Origin of the sequence: Streptomyces sp. NPDC007901 (assembly GCF_042959465.1) — a bacterium.
Classification (GTDB): Bacteria; Actinomycetota; Actinomycetes; order Streptomycetales; family Streptomycetaceae; genus Streptomyces.
This window is the reverse complement of record NZ_JBIBKW010000003.1, coordinates 370738-391305: the sequence shown is the minus strand read 5'-3', so window position 1 is coordinate 391305 and position 20568 is coordinate 370738. Positions and strand designations below refer to the sequence as shown.

General features: G+C 72.4%; 16 protein-coding genes and 3 pseudogenes. 8 read left to right on the top strand and 11 right to left on the bottom strand.

The features are described 5' to 3' along the window. Window positions 1-2: 2 nt before the first annotated feature. The 3 genes from fxsT to fxsA form a co-directional block, all read right to left on the bottom strand. The gene (gene fxsT / locus ACFZDK_RS12080) at window positions 3-4022 is read right to left on the bottom strand and encodes an FxSxx-COOH system tetratricopeptide repeat protein (protein WP_390971908.1); all 4020 of its coding nucleotides are present in this window, start codon (window positions 4020-4022) and stop codon (window positions 3-5) included. Next, complete coding sequence (gene fsxC / locus ACFZDK_RS12075; RefSeq protein ID WP_390971907.1) at window positions 4012-5376, bottom strand: FxsC protein; 1365 nt, start codon at window positions 5374-5376, stop codon at window positions 4012-4014. Before fsxC ends, fxsT begins: the two co-directional genes overlap by 11 nt. 154 nt (window positions 5377-5530) lie before the next feature. Further along, the gene (fxsA, locus tag ACFZDK_RS12070) at window positions 5531-5716 is read right to left on the bottom strand and encodes an FxSxx-COOH cyclophane-containing RiPP peptide (RefSeq protein ID WP_390971906.1); all 186 of its coding nucleotides are present in this window, start codon (window positions 5714-5716) and stop codon (window positions 5531-5533) included. Between the two features lie 289 nt (window positions 5717-6005). On the opposite strand from fxsA, the gene ACFZDK_RS12065 reads away from it, so the two are divergent. Next, window positions 6006-6545, top strand: coding sequence for a GNAT family N-acetyltransferase (locus ACFZDK_RS12065; protein ID WP_390971905.1), 540 nt, complete (start codon window positions 6006-6008; stop codon window positions 6543-6545). A gap of 447 nt (window positions 6546-6992) precedes the next feature. Here ACFZDK_RS12065 and ACFZDK_RS12060 read toward each other — a convergent pair whose 3' ends face one another. Beyond that, window positions 6993-8675 carry a recombinase family protein gene (locus ACFZDK_RS12060; RefSeq protein WP_390971904.1) on the bottom strand — a complete coding sequence of 561 codons (1683 nt, stop codon included), beginning with the start codon at window positions 8673-8675 and terminating at the stop codon, window positions 6993-6995. Here ACFZDK_RS12060 and ACFZDK_RS12055 point away from each other — a divergent pair, their 5' ends adjacent. After that, window positions 8676-8999 (top strand): antibiotic biosynthesis monooxygenase, encoded by a 324-nt coding sequence (locus ACFZDK_RS12055; RefSeq protein WP_390971903.1) that lies wholly within the window; start codon window positions 8676-8678, stop codon window positions 8997-8999. Window positions 9000-9013: 14 nt separating this feature from the next. Here the strand turns inward: ACFZDK_RS12055 and ACFZDK_RS12050 are convergent, their stop codons facing one another. The 5 genes from ACFZDK_RS12050 to ACFZDK_RS12030 all read right to left on the bottom strand — a co-directional run bounded on the left by ACFZDK_RS12050 (window position 9014) and on the right by ACFZDK_RS12030 (window position 14955). Continuing rightward, a complete protein-coding gene (locus tag ACFZDK_RS12050) occupies window positions 9014-9511 on the bottom strand; it encodes a DUF1877 family protein (RefSeq protein WP_390971902.1) in 498 nt (165 codons plus the stop codon). A gap of 31 nt (window positions 9512-9542) precedes the next feature. Continuing rightward, a complete protein-coding gene (locus tag ACFZDK_RS12045; RefSeq protein ID WP_390971901.1) occupies window positions 9543-10745 on the bottom strand; it encodes an FAD-dependent oxidoreductase in 1203 nt (400 codons plus the stop codon). Between the two features lie 138 nt (window positions 10746-10883). Next, complete coding sequence (locus ACFZDK_RS12040) at window positions 10884-11828, bottom strand: RNA polymerase sigma-70 factor (protein ID WP_390971900.1); 945 nt, start codon at window positions 11826-11828, stop codon at window positions 10884-10886. A 51-nt stretch (window positions 11829-11879) separates the two neighbouring features. Next, window positions 11880-14204, bottom strand: coding sequence for a tetratricopeptide repeat protein (locus tag ACFZDK_RS12035; protein ID WP_390971899.1), 2325 nt, complete (start codon window positions 14202-14204; stop codon window positions 11880-11882). A 226-nt stretch (window positions 14205-14430) separates the two neighbouring features. Next, entirely contained in the window at window positions 14431-14955 is a 525-nt protein-coding gene (locus tag ACFZDK_RS12030; protein ID WP_390971898.1) for a hypothetical protein, read from the bottom strand. Window positions 14956-15150: 195 nt separating this feature from the next. Here ACFZDK_RS12030 and ACFZDK_RS12025 point away from each other — a divergent pair. The 3 genes and pseudogenes from ACFZDK_RS12025 to ACFZDK_RS12015 all read left to right on the top strand — a co-directional run. Beyond that, window positions 15151-15387 (top strand): annotated as a pseudogene (locus ACFZDK_RS12025) (hypothetical protein); the annotation flags it as partial. A gap of 124 nt (window positions 15388-15511) precedes the next feature. Next, complete coding sequence (locus ACFZDK_RS12020) at window positions 15512-15979, top strand: tetratricopeptide repeat protein (protein WP_390972504.1); 468 nt, start codon at window positions 15512-15514, stop codon at window positions 15977-15979. A gap of 16 nt (window positions 15980-15995) precedes the next feature. Next, window positions 15996-16421, top strand: a complete 426-nt coding sequence (locus ACFZDK_RS12015) for an HIT domain-containing protein (protein WP_390971897.1) — start codon at window positions 15996-15998, stop codon at window positions 16419-16421. On the opposite strand, the gene ACFZDK_RS12010 is transcribed toward ACFZDK_RS12015, so the two are convergent. After that, complete coding sequence (locus tag ACFZDK_RS12010; RefSeq protein ID WP_390971896.1) at window positions 16418-17191, bottom strand: SDR family NAD(P)-dependent oxidoreductase; 774 nt, start codon at window positions 17189-17191, stop codon at window positions 16418-16420. The two genes, ACFZDK_RS12015 and ACFZDK_RS12010, sit on opposite strands and share 4 nt — an antisense overlap. Window positions 17192-17267: 76 nt before the next feature. Continuing rightward, entirely contained in the window at window positions 17268-18695 is a 1428-nt protein-coding gene (locus tag ACFZDK_RS12005) for an aminotransferase class I/II-fold pyridoxal phosphate-dependent enzyme (RefSeq protein ID WP_390971895.1), read from the bottom strand. 151 nt (window positions 18696-18846) lie between these two features. On the opposite strand from ACFZDK_RS12005, the gene ACFZDK_RS12000 reads away from it, so the two are divergent. From ACFZDK_RS12000 to ACFZDK_RS11990, 3 genes and pseudogenes are all read left to right on the top strand, one after another. Next, complete coding sequence (locus ACFZDK_RS12000) at window positions 18847-19338, top strand: MarR family transcriptional regulator (RefSeq protein ID WP_390971894.1); 492 nt, start codon at window positions 18847-18849, stop codon at window positions 19336-19338. Window positions 19339-19408: 70 nt separating this feature from the next. Beyond that, window positions 19409-20218: pseudogene (locus tag ACFZDK_RS11995) on the top strand (substrate-binding domain-containing protein); the annotation flags it as partial. A 53-nt stretch (window positions 20219-20271) separates the two neighbouring features. Further along, window positions 20272-20460: pseudogene (locus ACFZDK_RS11990) on the top strand (sugar ABC transporter permease); the annotation flags it as partial. Window positions 20461-20568: the final 108 nt, after the last annotated feature.

The following is a 20568-nucleotide window of genomic DNA, read 5'->3' as shown; positions in this document are numbered from 1 at the left end:
TCTCACGTGGTCGGCGGCTCGATGTCGGAATCCAGCCGCACCCCCTGGGCGACCGCCAGCGTCGTCGGATGCCGCTCCCCCAAGGTGCGCCTGGCGCGGGCCAGGGCGTCCGCGCGCAGGGCGTCCGCCTCCGCCGTACGGCCCAGGTCGCGCAGGGTCAGCGAGAGGTTGGAGCCGCTGCCGATGGAGTCGTAGTGGTCGGGCCCCAACGCGGCCAGCAGCCCCTGCCGCGCCGTGGTCTCCGTGTCGACGGCCTCCTGGATCCGGCCTGCCGCCACCAGGTCGTTGGCGTGGTTGAGCATGCAGCAGAAGGTGTGCGGGTGGGCCTCCCCGAGGACCTCGCGCAGGTGTTGGGCGGTGCTTCCCGAGAGCGCGAGGGCCTCCGCCGCGCGGCCCTGCAGTCGCAGATACACCGACATGTTGTTGGCGCAGACCAGGGTGACCGGATGCCTCTCGCCCAGGTAGTCCTTGTAGCGGCCGAGGGCCCGCTCCGTGAGCTCCAGCGCCCGCGTGATGTCGCCGAGCGCGGCCAGGTCGCCGGCCAGGCTGCAGGCGGCGCCCAGGGTGTCGTAGTGGTCGGGGCCATGGGCCTGCTGGTAGCGGTGGTAGATGTCCTCGTCGATGTCGCGGGCCTCGGCGTACCGGCCGTCCCGGCACAGGGCAACGGCCAGGTTCTTGCGCGCCCGCAGGGTGTCGCTGTGTCCGTCGCCGAGCAGCTGCTGGTAGAGGCGGGTGGTGGTCTCCAGCAGGGTCAGCGCCTGCCGGAGCTCCCCGGTCTCGCGCAGGTCTCGCGCGTAGTTGTTGGCGAGGTTCAGGGTGCGCGGTTTCATGCTGCCCTGGTTCTGCCGCTGCCGTTCGTAGGCCGAGCGGTGCAGTTCCAGGGCGGCCTGGCGGTCGCCCGCCAGGTATTCGGACATGCCCAGGTTGTTGGCGTACATGAGGGTGCGCTGGTGGTCCTCGCCGAACTCGGCGTACGCCGCCTGATAGGTGTTCCGGTCCAGCACGCGGGCCTCCTGGTAGCGGCCGAGGGCCCGCAGGTCGGCGCCGACGTTGCCGGCCGCGGCGAGGGTGGCCGGATACTCGGCGCCCTTGGTGCGGGTGAACCTGTCCAGCACGTCGATGTCGAGTTCGTACGATTCCTCCAGCCGCCCCTGCGAGCGCAGCACATTGCCCAGTTGGGTGCGCAGCAACAGGGTGTGCGTGTCGTCGGGGCCGCCTGGGAAGTCCGACCGCCCCCAGCGTTCCAGGGTGCGTTCGGCGAGGTCGTGGGCCGTGCTGTACAGGCTGCGCTTCCACAGGTAGCGCACCGAGTCGACGATCAGCTTGCGGACCTCGGGGTTGGGGTCGGCGGACGCGCGGGAGGGCTCCAGGTGGGGCAGGAGTTCGTCGTACTTGTCCCAGTCGGCGGTGGCCTCCGGGTTGTTGTCCCGGTTGGCGTCCGCCAGCGCCGCGTGCACCACCCTGCGCAGTTCCGTCCAGCGCTGCTCGCCGACCCCGTCCCGGATGACCGCCTGGACCAGTCGGTGCACGGTCAGGGTCTCGCTGCCCTGGTCGCTGCGGGCCAGTCCGTACCGGTTGAGGAGGCGCAGCAGTTGGGCGACGGCCATCTCGTCACGGGGTTCGTCCGTGTCCGCGGTCAGGGCCTGGGTGACGGCGCGCCCGTAGAGCAGCCGCATGGGGATGGGTTCGGGGCCGAAGAAGGAGCAGATCTCCAGCATCTCGGCGGCGGCCCGGTCGCGCCTGCGCAGGTCCTCCACCGCGATCTGCCAGGTCCGGGCGGCGGAGTTGGGGTACTCCCGGGGCGACAGCTGGGTGGTCTCGAGGATGTCGGCGGGGCGGTCGCGCAACTGGGCGAGGTAGCGGTCGACCGGCATGTTGCTCTCGCTCAGCCAGGTCGCCGTCTGCCCCACCGCGAGGGGCAGGTCGCCGAGTTCGTGGGCGATCTCCTCCGCGTCCTCGGTGGAGAGCAACGGGCTGAACCTGTGCAGCAGTTCGACGCTCTCCTCGCGGGTGAAGACCTCCACCTCGGCCCGCCCCGCGCTGTTGACCCAGGCCCGGTCCCGCGAGGTGACCAGCACATGTCCGCCGGGTGGTCCCGACGGCAGGAGTCCGTCGAGTTCCTTGGGGTTGCCGGCGTTGTCGTACACCAGGAGCCAGCGTTCGTAGGGCTGTCCCTGTCCGAGGGCGCGCAGCACGGCCTCGGCGGTGCTGCCCACGTCCTCGCCCTTCACCAGGCCGAGGTAGGGGGCGAGGTCGGCGAGGGCGGAGCGGATGAAGCCGGGCTGGGCGGCGTCCATCCACCAGACCACGTCGTACGACGACTTGTACCTGTGGGCGTACTCGAGCGCGGTCTGCGTCTTCCCCATGCCGCCGAGCCCGTACAGCGCCTGGCTGGGCACGGCGGCGGTGGGCCCGCCGGTGAAGTGGTCACGCAGCCGTTCCAGGAGCGGGCCGCGTCCGGTGAAGGAGATGTTGCGCGACGGCAGGCGCTGGGCCGCCGGCATCGAGCCGGGGAAGCCGGGCAGGTTCGCTGCGGCGGCCGCGGCGGACCCGTCCGGGAGACGCCGGCCCGAGGGCGGCCCGAGGACCGACAGGAGCTGGTCGACGGCCTCGGCCGGACCGCTCCGGCTGAGGTCGGCGAGCGTGTTGTCGAGGTACGGGCCCGCGGCGGCCGGGTCCAGGTCCTGGAGACGGACGGCGACCAGGCCGGGGCCGCCGAGCGTCTCGTGCCCGGCCAGCTGGAGGCGGATCGCGGCGGCCCGCGACTGGGTCGCGTATTCCGGCGACAACAGGGCGAGCACCCGGCCCTGGCCGCTCAGGGTGCCGGCCACCTCGGGCAGGACGCTGCCGTCCGGGGCGACCGTGCTGTGCAGCGAGACCTGGTAGCCGACCGCTTCCAGGGCCTCCGCCGTCCACTCCGCCCAGACCCGGCCGAGCGGCGCGTAGCTGAGGTAGATCTGCGTGGGCAGGGCGCGGGGAGCCCGCAGATAGGCGGCGCGCAGCTCGGCCCGCCGGTCCGGGGGCAGCGAGGTGAGCCGGCGTACCCGGCCGTCCGAGATCCATTCGGTGAGCCGCTCGAACGCGGTGAGCAGCGAGCGCTCCTGGCGGGGCCGGTCGGCGACGGTGGCGGGGATCTCCTCGTAGGCGTAGAACGCCTTGTACGGGATCTCGATCTCGCCCCAGTAGCGGCTGCGGTCCTCTTCCGGGAGCCAGGTCAGGAACGGGTCGAACTCGGAGCGGGAGAAGTCCCGTCCGGCCTCCAGCCGTTCGGTCTCCGCCTCCTCGACCCGCATGGGGACCGGCAGCACCTTGATGTCGCGGGGTGCGGAGCGTCGTACCGCGGCCGCCGCGTCCACACCGCCGCGGATGCTCTGGGCGCTCATCGTGAAGCAGTCGACGAGGACGTCGGGCAGGACGATGGTGCAGATACCGGAGGTGTCGCTGACGCCCGTCCGGCTGTCGATCAGCACATAGTCGTAGGTTGCGATCATCTCCTCGCGCAGTGCCTGGAGGAAGTACCCGCCGCCGTGCCGTTCGTAGAAGCTGTGCCAGTTGAAGCTGGTGACGGCGGCGGAGTAGGCGGCCGATTGCCGGCCGGCGGGCAGGAAGTCGAGCTGGCCGCCGTCGGGCAGTTCCAGCAGCAGACCGACGGTGTACGGACTCAGGTCCGCGGCGGCTCGCAGCCAGTCGTCGGCCTCGGCGGTGACGGTCGCGGCCCGCCGCTGCCCGGGGCCGCCCACCGTCTCACGGACCGTGGGCGGGTCGGGGTTCAGCACCGTGCGCACATAGGCCTGCATCATGTTGATCAGGCCGTCGGACGAGCGCAGTTCGGGGTCGATCAGCAGCGGGTGCAGATAGCGGTGCAGGCCCGGGGCTTCCAGGTCCCAGTCGACCAGCAGCACCCGGTGACCACCGCTGGCGAGGATCCAGCCGACGTTGGCGAGCGCCATGGTGCGTCCGGTGCCGCCCTTGTACGAGTAGAACGTGACGATCTTGCCCGGTCCGCTGGGACTACTGGTCATCGTCTGGGTCCTTCGGAACGAATGGTCCGCCGAGGGGCTCCTGCCCGGGCTCGGCGGCGTTCGGACGGGGTGTGGGTGCGCCGCCGCGGTACGGGAACCGCGGCGGCCTGTCGGCGGGAACGGCCGGGCCCGGGATGGTGAGTCCGGTCATCGGGGGCGGAGTCGGCCCCGTGGGGGACCGGAAGGACGTGGTGCTCTCCATCTCCATCAGCCGGTTCTGGGCGACCGCCAGCATCACGGCGAGCCGGTCGTCGAACTCGTCCCCGCCCACACGCACCCGGAACAGGGGGTCGTGCGGATCGTTCTGCCGGCGCCAGTTGCGCCAGAACACCCGGCTCAGGTCCTCCCAGATCGGCTCGTCACCGGACTCCTCGTCAGAGTCATGACAGGGCACGAGGACACCGGTGGCCGGACGGTTCTGACCGTCGTAGGCCGCGAGGACGTCCCGGTAGACCGGGGTGCGCACGGCCCACGGATCGACCAGCAGGATGCTCGTCTGGTTGTTGGCCATCGATTCGTCGAGACGGCTGCTCAGCTCGGCGTCGACGATCTCGACACTGCTGGTGTAGGGCCCCGACTCCATGATCACCCGCTGTGCCCGCCGGGCGACCGTGGGGTCCTTGGGCGGGTGGTACGGCGTCCACTCCCGCGGCGAGCGCCCGTAGTACTCCGACCGGTGCCGCCCTTCGGGCAGCTCGTCGGCGACACCGGCGGCCAGGAAGACCTCCACGTGCCCGGCGCCCGGTGCGGCGGCCCGCCGGCGCCCTGCCACCGGGAAGAGGCCACGCACCTCACCGAGGTCGAGACCGGACGTGAAGGGGAGCCGGAAGCGGTCCGCGGCGATCTTCACCCGGGCGGCGACCTTCTGGACGGCCTGGCTGTACCCCGGGCCCATCGGGTCGGCACGCAAAACCCGCATCAGGCCCTGCGTGACGTACTCCGGGCCCATGTCGGCCTCGTGGTACTGGAAGCGGGCGATCTCCTCCGGCAACTCCCCCTCCATGGGCGCCCACAGGACCGGCACCAGCGCGGGGACGTCGATCCCGGTCTCCCGGCGGTACTCCCGCAGCCTCGCCCGGAAGGCCGTCCACTCCTTGCCGCAGTACTCGCTGTTCAGGTACGCCGGGGAGTACAGCGCGACGAACGCGCGGCAGTGCCCGACCGCGGTGCCGAGCACCCGCGCCCAGTCGTCGCCCAGGCCCAGCCCCTCGACGTCCCGGAACGGCGGCTGCGCCGCCGGATCGGCGCCGATCCGGCGGAGTTCCTGCACGAGATCGTCGTAGAACCGCTTGACGAACTCGTCGGGACTGTCCTTCCGCGCATAACTGAGGAAGAAGTACGGCTCCTGAACCAAGGCGCCCCCCGAATGCTCTCCGGCCGACCTGACGGCGTGCCACCTGTGTGCCAGAGCGTGTCCGGGGTCATACCCCGAGGGGCGATGCCTCAAGCTGCCGGATTCTGATCACCTGTCAGAGGGGCGCGAGGGGAGGGAGAAAGCTGCGGGACGCTCAGATCATCGCGGAGTCGAAGGCGGCGTACGGCACGCCGACCGCGGTGACCGCCTCGTCGACCATACGTCGCAGCGCCGCGCCCAGCGCGTTGTCGGGCAGCTCCCCGAGGAGCCCGTCCAACGCTTCCATGCTCAGGTCTGCGACGTCCAGCAGACATGAGTCGATCCGAGCGCTAGCGTCCATCGGCATCCTTCACACATGAGCGTGCCGATGGTCCGGCACGCACGAGTTTGTTCACCCTACAGGCCCCAGGCCGCCTCAACTCAAGCAACGTCGCCCTCCTTGTCCCTTGTTGTGATGAGGCAATTGGGGACGAGGCCGACCGCGCCGCACGGCGCACAAGCACCGTTGCACCCGGGCCGGCCCCGTGCACTGCCCTCAACGCGCTTCCGCGTCCCGGGCGCATGCGGTGGCGGGCTCGGACTGGGCGTCTCCCGTTCGGTTGACTCGGGGCGCCTGTAAGCTCGCGCGGATGGAAGATCTGGGACCCGTGGCCTGGCCGCCTGAGCCGCTCAGGACCGAGCGGCTCGTGCTCCGTGAGTCCGAGGGCCGCGACCGTGCGGCGTTCATCGAACTGCTCGCGTCGCCGGATGTGCACACCTACCTCGGCGGCCCCCGCCCGCGTGACGAGCTCGAGCGGGAGCTGTCCGGGGTGCCCGCGCGGTGGCCCGGGAGCTTCGTCGTCGATCTCGACGGGTCGATGATCGGCCAGATCCTGCTCAGGAGGGCGACGGGGCACCGTCGCCCTGCTGCCGTGGGGAAGGCCGATCTCGGCTATCTGTTCCTGCCGCGGGCGTGGGGATGCGGGTACGCCACCGAGGCGTGCGCGGCGGCACTCGGCTGGTTCGCCGGTGCGCTTCCCGGCGAGCCGGTGGTGCTCACCACCCAGACCGCCAACGCAGGCTCGATGCGTCTCGCGGCGAAGCTGGGGTTCACCGAGGTGGAACGGTTCGAGGCCTGGGGCGCCGAGCAGTGGCTCGGCATGTGGTCCCCGGTCACGGCGTCCAGGTGAGTCTCAGCGGACTGTGCGCAAGAATCGTCCGGCTCCGCACCTGGCGGACGAAGTCCTCGTCGGTAGCGGCAGTTTCCAACGCACGACGGGCGGCCACGTCGTCTATGTACTTCCTCAAGATCCGACTCCCTGTAGTTGCGTCCGAGCCTTGCCTTCCCGCCGTCCGCAAGATCGCGAAGCTACGGAGGACCCCGACAGGTGACCGGAGGTGGATCAAAGGTCAACCGTTAGGTGACTCTGTGGACCAACAAAATCCCATGTCAACAGCGAAATAGGTGAAAGGAGAGACCAACATAACCCTCTACCGCTGTAGGGCAATCCGGGAACGGTGTCATCATCGTCATTCGTCACCGGCCGACACGATCCACAGGGCCACAATGCCGTAGGAACGCCCACGGCCCGCCGCCGGGGGGTACCGACAACGGGCCGTGAACGACGCTCAGGCGCCTACTTGGCTGGTGCCTCCGCCCAGTGCACGGCCACCCGTTCCGCCGTGTTCGCGTTCCGGCCTCTGCCCACGCTGCGTGCCACGGTTACACGGTCAACGAACAGCGCAAGGAACTCCCGTCGTTCGGAAAGGGACCAACCGGCCCACGTCGACTCTGGCCCCAGCGGGTCGCCCTCCGGGTCCGTCCACTCCGAGGGGATCGCCACCGTGCCAGCCTCGGCGGTCCCCAGTTCTTCCACGCGTCCGGCCGTTCGCGCCTCGTGCGCCGTCAACCGCTCCACGGACTCACGGAACATCTGGTCACCCACGGCACCCGCGTACAAGCCTGCCTGCCGGTCGACATACAGCGTGCGGAGCGCTTCCCGTACGTGCTCCAACTCGGCGCGTGCTGCTGCTAGTTCGGCCTGTCGCTCGCCCGTGTCCGCTTGCGCTGCAAACCGGCGTGCGGCCTCGGCGAGCCATTCGAGATCTTCCGGGTCTTCGGGGTCCAGCGCTGTCAGGCGGGACCACACGGTACGGGCCACCACGTCGTCACCGGCGTCCATGTTGATGGCCAGACCACCGTGTCCCGGTACGGCGCCGGACTGGGCCCGGTTGCACCGATAGAGTTGTTTGCCCTCCCTCCGGTCGGTCACCATGGACGACCCGCAGACGCCACAGAAGAGCATCCCGGCGCCACCCAGCAGAGACGGCACGGAGCGCCCACCCTGACGGCCCACCTGGGGCGCGCGGCCGTCGAGTACGTCTTGAAGGCGCCACCAGTCTTCCGGCGGAATGATCGGCTCATGTACAGCCAGCGGGGCCCCTGAGTCGTCGCGCAGGATGACGCGCTTCGTCCCCTGGCGTTCGGCGGCGTAGCCGGCAAGGCGCGGGTCACGGAGGATGCGGAGCACAGTGGACGACACCCACGTCGTACGCTCCAGCGGCTGGCTAATGCCTCGGGCCCGGCGGGCGGTCACACGCGCTGACATGTCCGCTGCCTTGGTCGGTACGCCCTCAGTGTTCAGCTTGCGAGCCATGGCCGATGCGGTCATGCCGCCCAGTGCCCAGGACACCATGTCGCGCACGTACGGGGCCTCAGCCGGATCAGGGACCAGCTTGACCACCACCAGTTCGCCGCGCGGCTCACGCGTCGGCTGGAAGCCGTACGGGGCCATGCCGGACACGTGGCTACCTGCTGCCCTCAGCGTCTCTTTCGTCGCCGTGATGTACGCCGACTTCATGTCGGACTCTTGCTGGGCCAGCGCAGCGATAAGGCCGAAGATCGCGACGCCCATGGGGGTGGACGTGTCCAGGTAGGGCTCTTCGACGCTGACGAGCAGCACGCCGTGTTTGGCCAACTCCTCATTGACCAGCATGGCCTCAAGGGCGCCCTGTCGAGTGAGACGGGACAGCGAGAACACGACCACTGCGTCTACGTGCCCGGCGCGAACGGCGGACATCATCTCCTCGAACTCCGGCCGGACGACCTTGGGGTCCCAGCCGGATTTACCGACGTCGGCGAAGTGGCCCGCGTTGTCCCAGCCCTTGGCTGTGATCAGCGCCTCGCACTTGGTCCGCTGTGCTTCGGGGGACGACGCGGAGTCGTCTTCACGCTTCCCTGACTGTCGGATGTAGGACACTGCGCGCACATGGTCCAGGTTAGGGGTCCAGTCGAGGCCCCGTTTGACGAGAGGTGTCATGTGCCTAGCGTAGTAAAAATCAATGTGCTGACCGTGCCCGCCGAGCAGCGGGAGGTGCTGGAGAAGCGGTTCGCTTCGCGGGCGCATGCGGTGGAGGGCTCGGACGGGTTCGAGTGGTTCGAACTTCTCCGGCCGGTCGAGGGGACCGAGCAGTACCTGGTGTACACGCGGTGGCGGGACGAGGAGGCGTTCCAGGCGTGGATGGAGGGGCCGATGAAGGACGCGCACCGGGGTGGCGGCGAGGGGGAGCGGCCGAAGCCGGCGGCGTCCGGGTCGATGCTGTGGTCGTTCGAGGTGGTGCAGTCGGCGGGGCCGAAGGGCTGAAGGGGGCGCGAGGGTCAGGGTTCTGACTGGCATTTGACCACCGCGTCGCCGGAGTCGGCGGTCTGGGTGTAGAAGGCTCGGAGTTCGTGGTGGGCCGCGGCGAACGCGCCCCACGTCTGAGGTTCTGCGGCTGTGCCGCCGTAGCGGGGCAGGAGTGTGTCGCGGGCGACGTCCCAGAGGGCGTCGAAGTCGGCGGTCGTCAGGAAGCCGGCCACGCGGCGGGCCTGGGCGGCCGTCAGGACCAGCAGCGGCGGCCGGTGCGGGTCGGTGCGGAAGACGGGACGGCCGCCGAGCACCACCTGGGTGTGCGGGTGGTGCTCGGAACGGTGCGCGGGGGTGCCGGCGTAGATGCGCTCCTGGTCCGGGTAGCGCTGGTCCAGCACCTCCTCGCGGTGGCGGCGGACCCGTTGCCGGACGGTCTCCGCGTCGCTCTCGAAGAGCCGTTCCAGCCAGGCCGGGCTGTTGCGCAGTGCCGGGGCCGGCACCGCTCGCAGACGGAGGTACTCGCTCATGCCCTATGGAGCGCACGAGGGCGCCCGGACATTACGCCGGGGCGTTGGCCGCCGGTGCGGTCTGCGGGACCGCTTGCGGTACGACGCGGCGGCGCCGGGCCGGGATGCCGAGCAACGGGTTGGCGACGCTCCAGGCCGCGCCCTTGCAGACCAGTTCCTTGTAGACGGCGGCGGTCCGGCCGGTCAGGGCGGCCCGTACGGCGCGGTCGTCGGCCGTGACGTACTGGATCAGCCCCTCCTTGCGGCCCAGGGAGATGCACTGGTTGAAGTAGCGCACCGGGGTGTTCGGGAGCTTGCCGCCGGTCAGCCGGGCCGCGATGGCGTCCGCGGCCTGCCAGGCCATGGGGACGCCCGAGGCGCAGGACATCCGCAGCGGCTTGCCGCCGGGACCGGTCGCCGTCGCCGCGTCGCCGATCGCGTACACGTCCGGGTGCGAAACGGAGCGCATGGTGCCGTCGACGACGATCCGGCCGGCGCCGGTGACCTCCAGGGCGGTGGCCCCGGAGATGGGGTGGACGGCGAAGCCGGTGGTCCACACGGTGACCGCGGCGGGGAGCGTGCCGCCGGCGGTGGTGGTGACGTGGTCTGCCGACACGGCGGTGACGGCGGTGTGTTCGTGCACCGTGACGCCCAGCTTGTCGACGACCTTCCGCAGGTGAGCGCGGCCCTTGGGCGAGAGCCAGTCGCCGAGACCGGCGCGGGCCGCGAGGGCCACGTCGAGGTCCGGGCGGGCCTCGGCGATCTCGGTCGCGGCCTCCAGGCCGGTCAGGCCGCCGCCGACCACGACCACCGGCTCGCCCGCGCCCAGTGCGGCGAGCCGCTCGCGCAGGCGGAGCGCTCCCGGGCGGCTCGCGATCTGGTCGGCGTGCTCGGCGGTGCCGGGGACGCCCTGGTCGTGCCAGGCGCTGCCGAGGGCGTACACGAGGGTGTCGTACTCCAGCAGGTCCTCGGTGCCGTCCGCGGCGGTGACGGTGACCGTCTTCCGGTCGACGTCGACGGCGGTGACCCGCGCGAGCCGCAGCTCGACTCCGGTGCCCGCGAACATCTCGGCGAGGGGCCGGGGCCGTAGCTCCTGGCCGGTCGCGAGCTGGTGCATGCGGACGCGCTCGACGAAGTCGGGCTCGGCGTTGACGAGGGTGAGGGCGACGTCCTCGCGGCGCAGCCGCCTGGCGAGGCGGCCGGCCGCGCTGGCTCCGGTGTATCCGGCTCCGAGGACGACGATGCGGTGCTGCATGTCCGTACTCCTGTCATCCGGTTCTTCGGGTTCTTCGGGTTCTTCGGGGAGTCGCCCCTTGAACCGGGCAGGCCGTCGATTCCTGACAGAAGTGCGGTGTGAAGCAGGTCACACAGGGGAGAAGGGCTGGTCGGGTGGTCAGAAGAGGCGGAGCAGCGGGGTGCCGTGGTCGGTGGCCGCCCACTGCCGGGTCGCGCGTTCCAGCTTGTCGGGGTTGACCTGGTTGCGGAACGCGGCGATGCCCTCGTCGGTGATCTCCAGGCACATGACGCCGAAGACCCGGCCGGCGACGACCGCCACCAGGGCGGGGCCGCCGTTCGCGGAGGTGACGTAGAGGTCGACCGGGCCGCCGGCCAGGGCCCGCTGGGCCGGGCCCGGTTTGAACAGGCCCCGCATGAATCTCGCGACCGCGACGGCGCCCTCGAACGCCCGGGCGCGGGCCGGGACCTTCCCGCCGCCGTCGCCGACCGCGACGGCGTCCTCGGTGAGCAGCCGGACGAGCGGCTCGGTCCGCCCGCTGGTGGCGGCCGCGAGGAACTCCTCGATGATCCGCCGGGCGGCGGCCTCGTCGACCTCGGCGCGGGCCCTGCCCTCCGCGACGTGCTTCTTGGCCCGGTGGAAGATCTGCTGGCTGGCGGCCTCGGTGAGGTCGAGGATCCCGGCGATCTCCCGGTGCGGGTAGTCGAAGGCCTCCCGCAGCACGTAGACCGCGCGTTCGCTGGGCGTCAGGCGCTCCAGCAGGGCGAGCACGGCGTACGACACCGACTCGCGGCGTTCGGCGCTGTCGGCGGGGCCGAGCATCGGGTCGCCCGCCAGCAGCGGCTCGGGGAGCCACTCACCCACGTAGGTCTCGCGGCGGGCGCGGGCCGAGGTGAGCTGGTTGAGGCAGAGGTTGGTGAGCACCTTCGCCAGCCAGGCCTCGGGGACCTCGATCCGGTCGACGTCGGCGTTCTGCCAGCGCAGATACGTCTCCTGCACGGCGTCCTCGGCCTCGCTCGCGGAACCGAGGAGGCGATAGGCGATGGCCTCCAGACGGGGCCTGGAGCTCTCGAACCGGTCCACGTCGGTCATGGTCAGGGCCATGGGGCGGATCCTAGTCCGCGCGGCTCCTGGCGGAGCGGGGGGAAGCGGGGCTCAGTGGTGGTGGCCGTAGGAGGTGGTGGTGGTTCCGGCGCGGGCGGCGGCCTCGGCGGCGCGGTTCCTGGCGTGGGCGGCCTCGGCGGCGCGTCCGGTGCCGTCCAGGACCCGGGCCAGGTTGTTCCAGGTCAGGCTGGTGGCGTACCAGTTGTCGTCGTCATGGCGGATCCGGAGGCACTCCCGCAGGGCGGCGACGGCCAGGTCGGTGCGGCCCGCCGTGTGCAGCACGCAGCCGAGGCTGTTGAGGGAGTCGCCGTGCAGGAAACGGTTGCCGGTGGCGTGGTGGAGCTCGCAGGCCCGGCGGAGCGCGGCGACCGCGTCGGCGTAGCGGCCCTGGGTGTCCAGCACCAGACCGAGGTTGTGCCAGGCCCGGCCCTCGTGGGAGAGGTCGCCGGTGTCGCGGAAGCGGTCGCGGGCCCGCCGGTGGGTGGCGGCGGACTCGTGCAGCAGTCCCGACCTGCGCTGCGCGAGACCGAGGTTGTTCCACGCCATGCCCTCGCCGGTCGCATCCCCGAGCGTACGGAAGAGGTCCGCCGCGTGGACGAGGGGTTCGAGGGCCTCCTCGGAACGGTCGGCCCGCAGCAGCGCGTTGCCGAGGTGGTTGCAGACGGCCGCCTCCGCGTGCCGGTCCGGTGACTTGCGCGCCCGCTCCCTGGCGGCGCGGCCCACGGCGACCCAGTCCTCGAAGAAGCGCCGCTCGCGCAGGAACTCGGCGAGGTGCAGCGCGAGCGCCACGGTGCAGTCGGTGTCGAGTTCGTCGGGCCACTGGGTGGCCGCCACCAGGTTGACGCGCTCGGCGTCGAGCCAGGCGACCGCCTCCGCCCGCTCCTTGAAGAGGCCGGGCAACGGGCCGGACGACGGGACCGGCGGCGGGACCGGCGGCGGGACCGGCAACGGGCCCGGCGGCAGTCCCGGCGACGGGCTGTCCGGGGGCGCCGCCCGCAGATGGCGGCAGGCCGCCTCGGTCTTGGCGCGGTAGTGGTCCCGTATCCGCCGGCGGGCCCGGCCGCCCTCCTCGACGAGCGTGGGGTCCTCGACGGCCAGCGCGCTCGCGTAGCCGCGGACCAGGTCATGGATGCGCCAGCGGCCGGGGAACCCGTCGCCCGGCTCCTCCCCGGTGATCAGGTGGGCGCCCACGAGGTCGTCGAGGAGTTCCAGCGCCTGGGACCGGGGGTGTCCGGTGGCCACCACCGCCGTCTCGGTGCTGAAGTCCGCGAACGGCACCTGGGCCAGCGCGCACAGCGCCCGGGCCCGGTCCCGGGGCAGCCGGCGGAAGGACATGTCGAAGACCGGGGCGAGCGCGAGGGCCCTGCCGTACTCGTCGACACCGCGGCTGGTCAGGACCCGGGTGGGGTCGACGGCCGCGCGCAACTCCCCGACCAGGGACGCGAGCGGGTCGCCGACCCGGCGCCGGTGCAGCAGGGCGGTGGCGATCCGCAGGGCGAGCGGCATACGGCCGCAGAGCCGGGTCAGTTCGCGTACGGCCTCGGTCTCCTCCGGCGTCCACCCGTCCGCGGCGGCGGTGCGCCGGCGGACCGCCGGGGCGATCAGCCGGACGGAGTCGTCGGGGCTGAGGGGGCCGAGGGGTAACTCGGCGGCCGTCAGCGACTCGTGGCACTCCCGGGTGGTGATCAGGACGCAGTGCAGACCGCTGGCGGGCAGCAGCGGCGAGATCTGGGCCGAGTCCGAGACGTTGTCGAGCACCAGCAGGACCCGCCGGCCGGCGTCGGCGAGAGCCGCGAGATGGCTCCGGTACGCGTCCAGCTGGTGGCCCTCCTCCCCGAAGTGGCCGACCAGTTCGGAGCCGAGCCGGACGTCGCCGTCGGCGAGGGCGTGCAGCAACGACGTCACCGCCCGGGTGGGGGTGACGGGGCGGTCGTCGTAGCCGGCGAGGTCGAGGAAGAGGGCACCGCCGGTGAACCAGCCCTCCGTGCGCGCCCGGTGCGCGGCCTTCAGGGCGAGCGCGGTCTTGCCCATCCCGCCGAGCCCGGTGACGACACAGACGACGGGGGTGTCCGGGGCGGGGTCGGCGGGCGGACACAGCCGCGCCTCCAGCGCCGCCAGCTCCGCGGCCCGCCCGGTGAAGCCGGGCTGGGCCATCGGCAACGTGCAGGGCGCGGGCCGCTCGGGACGCTCCGGCCGCTCGGGACGGTGCGGGCCCTCATTCACGATCATCTTCCCGACGACCTGCCCCCGGAAGACACCTCGCCGGAAGTCGACGTGATCGTCGCCACTGGGGGTGGGGTCATCGTCGCCGCCCGGGTCCCCGTCCCCGTCGCCGCCGGACTCCGGTGTCCGGTCGTCGCCCTCCTGTGCCCGCACCTGTGGCCCCCCTCGCCCCGTATCCGCCAGGCTCGCACCGCTTTGAGTGGCTTCACGGTAGGGCATGCCCGTGCGCCGCGGGACCGTTCCGCGTCCTTCGCTCCGCACTTCTTTTGCACATCGCGTTCCTACGCTCCCGGGGCACCGTCCACCCAGCCCAGGGAGTCGTCCATGGCACTGGTCATCGCCGCCGCAACGCCGTTCCACGGCCATGTCCAGCCCGTCCTCACCGTCGCCGCGGACCTGGTGCGCCGCGGGCACGAGGTCGTCGTACTGACGGGGAGCCGGTTCGCCGAGGACGTCCGGGCCGCCGGCCCTGGCCGTGGTTGCCACCCGGGCCGCAGCCCACCCCGACTTCCCGCTCGCCGCGATCGCGGACGAACTGCGCGCCGCGCACGGCAGCCTGGACGCGTTCACCGACGCGGACCCGGCCGGGGACGTACGGGCGGTGTTCTCCTGGTCGTACCGGGCGCTGAGCCCCGGCGCGGCCCGGCTGCTGCGGCTGCTGTCCCTGCACCCGGGCCCGGACGTCACCCCGGCCGCGGCGGCGGCCGTCGCGGGCGACGACCCGGCCGGGGTCCGCCCGCTGCTGGCCGAGCTGACCCGCTCCCATCTGCTCGCCGAGCGCGCGCCCGGCCGGTACGGCTGCCACGACCTGCTGCGCACCTACGCCGCCGAACGCGCCCTGGAGCACGAGGACGCGGACGCCCGGGAGGCCGCCGTCCGCCGGCTCCTCGACCACTACCTGCACACCGCGCACGCCGCCGGGCGCGTCTACTCCCCCTACTGGCGGCTGTGTCCGCCGCCCGCCGCCGCCCCGGACGCGCGGCCCGGGTCGTTCGCCGACGACGGGCAGGCGCTGCGCTGGTACACGGCCGAGAACCAGGTGCTGCGCGCGGTCACCAGGGCGGCGATCGCGCGCGGCGACCACGCCCATGTCTGGGGAATGGCCTGGTGTCTGGAGCGCTTCATGGACCGGCAGGGCCACTGGCACGACGGGGCACTGCTCCAGCGCGCCGGTCTCGACGCGGCCGTGCGCGACGGCCACCGCACGGCCGAGGCCCATCTGCACCGCGGCCTGGCCCGCGCCTCGGCCCGGCTGGGCCGGCACGACGACGCCCGCACCCACATCCGGCACTCCCTGCGCCTGTTCGCCGAGCTGGGGGACCGGCTCGGTCTCGCGCACGCCCACCGCAGTCACGGCTGGCTCCTGGACCGGCTCGGCGACCACGACGGAGCTCGACGCGGCCGGCCGCGCCCTCGCCCTCTACCGGGAGCTCGGCGACCGCCCCGCCGAGACCAGCGCCCTGCACGCCCTGGGCTGGACGCATGTGCTGCGGGGCGAACACCGGCGGGCCGCCGCCTACTTCGAGGAGGCCCTCGGCGGCCTCGCCGGACTGGACGGCACCCGGTACGCCGAGGCCGGTGCCTGGGACAGCCTCGGAGTCGCCCGGCACCACCTCGGCGAGCCCGCGCGGGCCGTCGCCGCGTACCAGGGCGCGCTGCGGCTCCACCGGGAGATCGGCGACACGTTCAGCGAGGCCGGCACCCTGCGCCACCTCGGCGACACCTACCTCGCCACCGCCGACCCCGGCGCGGCCCGGACCCTGTGGGAGCGGGCGCTGCGGCTGCCGGCCCCGCCCGACCCGACGGCGGCCGAGGAACTCCGCACGAAACTGCTGGCCCTCGGCGACGAGGTGCCCGCGCCCCGCATCACCGCGGTCTCCGCCACCCCGACGACGACCGCACCCGACGAGGACGACCTGACCTCCTGAAGGGATACTCACCCTCATGCCGACGCTCTTTTCCCGGATCCTCGCCGGAGAACTGCCCGCCCGGTTCGTCTGGCAGGACGCCGAGGTCGCCGCGTTCCTCAGCATCGCCCCGCTGACCCCCGGCCACACGCTGGTGGTGCCCCGGCGGGAGGTGGACCGGTGGACCGACGCGGACGGCGCGCTGCTCGCCCGCTGTGTCACCGTGGCGCAGGCGATCGGCCGCGGGGTGCAGCACGCCTGGGACGCGCCCCGGGCCGCCCTGGTCATCGCGGGCTTCGAGGTGCCGCATCTGCACATCCATGTCGCGCCCGCCTGGAGCATGGCCGACTTCGACTTCTCCCGGGCCCAGGTGGAGAAGGACGAGACCGCGATGGACGACGCGGCGGCCCGGCTGCGCACCGCGCTGCGCGAACTCGGCTTCGCCGAGCACGTGGCGTCCTAGAGGCCGGCGGCCAGTCTCCGCAGCACGGCGTCCGACACCGGCGCGGGCAGGGCCCGCAGGGTGCGCACCAGCGCCGCCGCGGGCCAGGGAAAGCACGCCTGCGCCGGTTCCCGCTCCAGGGCGCGTACGACGTGCCGGGCGGCCCGCTCCTGGCTGATCTGGAAGGGCTTGGGCAGGCCGTCGCCGCCGACCCGCTCGGTGGCGACGAAGCCCGGGTGGATCGAGGTGAACCGGACGCCGTGCGGGGCGAGTTCGACGCGCGCGGTGTCGAGGAGCGTGCGCACGGCCGCCTTCGCCGCCGAGTACGGCCCCTGCCGGGGGATGCCCATCAGCCCGGCCAGGGAGTTGGTGTGGGCGATCAGACCGCCGCCGGCCTGCCCGCGCAGCTGCGCGATCAGCGGGACGAGGTAGTTGACGACAACGTCGTAGTTGAGCGCCATGATCCGCGAGACGTCCGCGACGTCCACCCGGTCCATGGACATGTCCGGTCCCTGACCGGCGTTGAGGAGGGCGATGTCGACGGAGCCGTACTCCGTGACGGCGGCGGCCACCACCCCGGCGGCGGCCGTCGCGTCCAGGGCGTCCGCGGGCAGGTCCAGGCAGACGCTGCCCGCGGCCCGTATCTCCGCGGCCACGGCGGCGAGTTCGGCGGCGCGCCGGGCCGTGATGACGAACCGGTTGCCGCCGCCCGCGAGGTGACGTGCCACCTCGGCGCCGATGCCCGACGAGGCACCGACGATCAGAACCGTCCGCCCGGTGATGCGTGCCATGGTGTCCCTCCGTCCGGCGCGTGCGGCGCACGCGACGCCAGGGTAGGCCGGGCGAGTGGGCGAAGAGTGGCCGCGGTCAGGTGGCCTGCGCCGTCCTGACCAGCTGCTCGACTCTGCGGTGCAGGTGCTCGACGTGGTCCTCCGACTCCGGCTTCATGAGGACGCTGCGCAGGATCCGGGCGCCGTCCGCGTCCGCCGTGATCTTGGGGTGGCGGGCGGCGAAGGCGTCGCGGTCGGCCTTGAGGGTGCTGAGGAAGACCGGGTCGGGGCCGGTCATGCCGTCCGTCAGGACCCGGGCGGAGACGGCGTCGATCGCGGTGAGGGACGCGGGGTCGGTGGCCGGGAAGTAGGTGACGATGTCGAGCGAGGGGCGCTGGTAGAGCTCCAGGGAGTCGGACGCCTCGATCAGGTCCGCCCAGCGCAGGGCGGCCCGCCGCCCGGCCGCCAGCACCCGGCCGAGGCCGTCGGGGGTGGGCGGGAGCAGCCGGAAGGTGAGCCAGAGGGCGGCCGCGGCGGCGCCGGCGCGGGAGCACTCCAGGCTGATCTCGCCGAGGTGGAGCTCGCTGGAGGTGAAGTAGGTGTAGGGCGAGTCGTGCAGGTAGAAGCGGCCCACGTCGGGGTCGCGGAAGAGGACGGCCCCGCAGCCGTAGGGCTGGAGTCCGTGCTTGTGCGGGTCCACGACGATCGAGTCGGCCCGGGCGAGCGCCCGCCACGGCTCGGGCGGGAGTCCCTCGGGGCCGTCGGCGCCGGCGAGGAGCGTGAAGAAGCCGCCGTAGGCCGCGTCGACGTGGACGCGGACGCCGTACCGCTCGGCGAGCGGCAGGATCTCGTGGACGGGGTCGACGGCGCCCAGTCCGGTGGTGCCGGTGGTGAGGACGACGGTGCCGACATCTCCCGTCTCCAGCACGTCCGCCAGCGCGTCGAGGTCCATCCGGCCCTGGCCGTCGGTGCGGACGGGGTGGCTGGTCATGTCCAGGACGTGGCACATCCGGCCGTGGGTGTAGTGGGCGTCGGCGCTGTGCGCGATGCCCCGCCCGGGGTGGAGTTCGCGGGCGACGAAGAGGGCTTCGAGGTTGGCGATGGTGCCGCTGGTGGTGAGGTGGCCGAGCGGAGCGTAGTCGGAGCGAATGGGGGCACCGCCCGCGCCCGAAGGGCTGTGGGGGAGAGTGTCGTACCCGAACATCGCGGCGAGCTGGGCCACGGCCTCGCGTTCCATCGCCGCCGTCGCGGGGCCGCCGTCCAGGGCGTGGTTGTTGGGGTTGATCAGCATCGCGGTGAGGTGGCCGACCACCGCGGCGGGGTGCGGGGGCTTGAGCATCTGGCCCGCGTAGTGCGGGTGGAAGAAGGGGTAGTTGTCCTTCAGCCGGTCCGTGAACTCCTCGAAGACCGGTGCGAAGCGGTCGTCGGCCACGTCGAGGGACGGGTGCGGCCGGTACGGGCCGAAGGTGTCGGCCCACTCCTGTATCGCGTCGGTGGCTCGGCCGAGCCAGTGCTGCAGATCCACGGGTCCGCCTTCCTCTCGTTCGCGGGTGCTCCTCCCACCGTACGATTTCATTGACCAGTCAGCAATTGATTGCTCAGCGATTGAGATGGCAGTGGTTGTGACAGCAGTGATTGAGACGGCAGTAAGTGCGATCGCAGTAAAGTCGCCCGCGATGAACTCCACGCCGCAGCACGACGACGAAGCCGCCGCCCGCGCCGCCAACAGCCCGCTCGTCCGGGACTTCGGGCTGCTGATCAAGTCCGCCACCCGGCTGGAGCAGCGCATCGACAGCGCGCTGCGCCGCGAGTGCGGGATCAGCCACACCATGCTGGAGGTGCTGATACGGCTCTGCCGCCGACCCGGCGAGGAGATCCCCCAGCGGCAGCTGGCCGACGACCTGACGCTCACCAGCAGCGGCACCACCCGGCTGATCGACCGCATGGAGGAGGCCGGCCTGGTCCGGCGTGTGCCGTCCCCCGAGGACCGGCGGGTGGCGCTGGTGGAGCCGACCGGCAAGGGGCGCACGGTGTTCCTGGGAGCGGCGGCCGTGCACGCCCGGGTGGTCGAGGAGTTCTTCGTCCGGCCGCTGGCCGCCGACGACTACGCCCGGCTGACCGCCGCGCTGGGCACGATCGACCGCGTACTGCGGGAGGAGACCGGCTGACCGCTTGGCTGCCCTGACATCAGACCCCCGTAGAGGGTGATTTCCGGCAGAACCCCGCAAGGAACCGAAGATGGGTCTCGGTGTCGGCGTTCCGAAGCGCAGGTCCCTGTCCCGCGCGGCCGTCGCGGTCACGGTCGGCGCCGGACTGGCGCTGACCGGCGCCTGCGGCGGGAGTGGGAGTGGGCACGATGGCGGCCTCAGCGTCGGCGTGCTGCTGCCCGGCGGCGGGGCCTCGCGGTTCGGGCAGTTCGACCGGCCGCTGATCGAGCGGAAGCTGAAGGAGCTGTGCCCGCAGTGCCCGGCACCGGCCGTAGCCGCCACCCCCGAGCCGGACGTCCAGCAGCAGCTCGACGCCTTGATCACCCGGGGTGTGGACGTGCTGATCCTGTCCGCGATCGACCCCAAGGCGCTGCGCTCGTCCGTCGAGGCCGCCCACCGGGCCGGTATCCCGGTCGTCGCCTACGACCGGCTCGCGCAGGGCCCGGTCTCCGGTTACGTCACCTTCGACGGCGAGATGATCGGGCGGCTCCAGGGCGAGGTCCTGCTGAGGGGCATGGGCGCGAAGGCGGACGGCGGCCAGATCGTCATGATGAACGGCGCCGCGACCGACCCGAACGCCGGCTGGTTCGAACGGGGCGCGCTCTCCGTGCTCCAGGGCAAGGTGAAGATCGGCAAGACGTACGACACCGCCAACCGGCGGCCGGAGAACGCCTTCGCCGACATGACCGGCGCCATCGCCGCCCTGGGCCCCGGCCGCATCGACGGGGTGCTCGCCGCCGACGACACCCTCGCCGGTGCCGTGATCTCCGCGCTCGACGCCGCCGCGGTCCGGCCGCTGCCCCCGGTGACCGGCCAGGACGCCGACCTCTCGGCGGTGCAGCGGATCGTCGCGGGCCGGCAGTACATGACCGTCTACAAGTCCTACCGGGAGGCCTCTTCGGGGGCCGCGGCTCGACCTGGTCCGCGCTGCTGGGCGTCCTCATCATCCAGTCCATCGCCTCCGGCATGGCCCTGCTGGGCGTCCAGCCCGCCGTCCAGTTCATGATCACCGGCGGTGTGCTGCTGATCGCGGTGGTCTTCGACTCCCTGGCCCAGCGGGCGGTGGCCGCACGAGGCCGGGCCCAGCGCCGGGAGGTGTCCGGCGGACGGTGCCGCAGACTCGGGAGGGGCGGGGGAATCGGGTGGGGCTTCGGGGGGGCATCTAGTGTGACCCAGATCACGGGAAGTCGG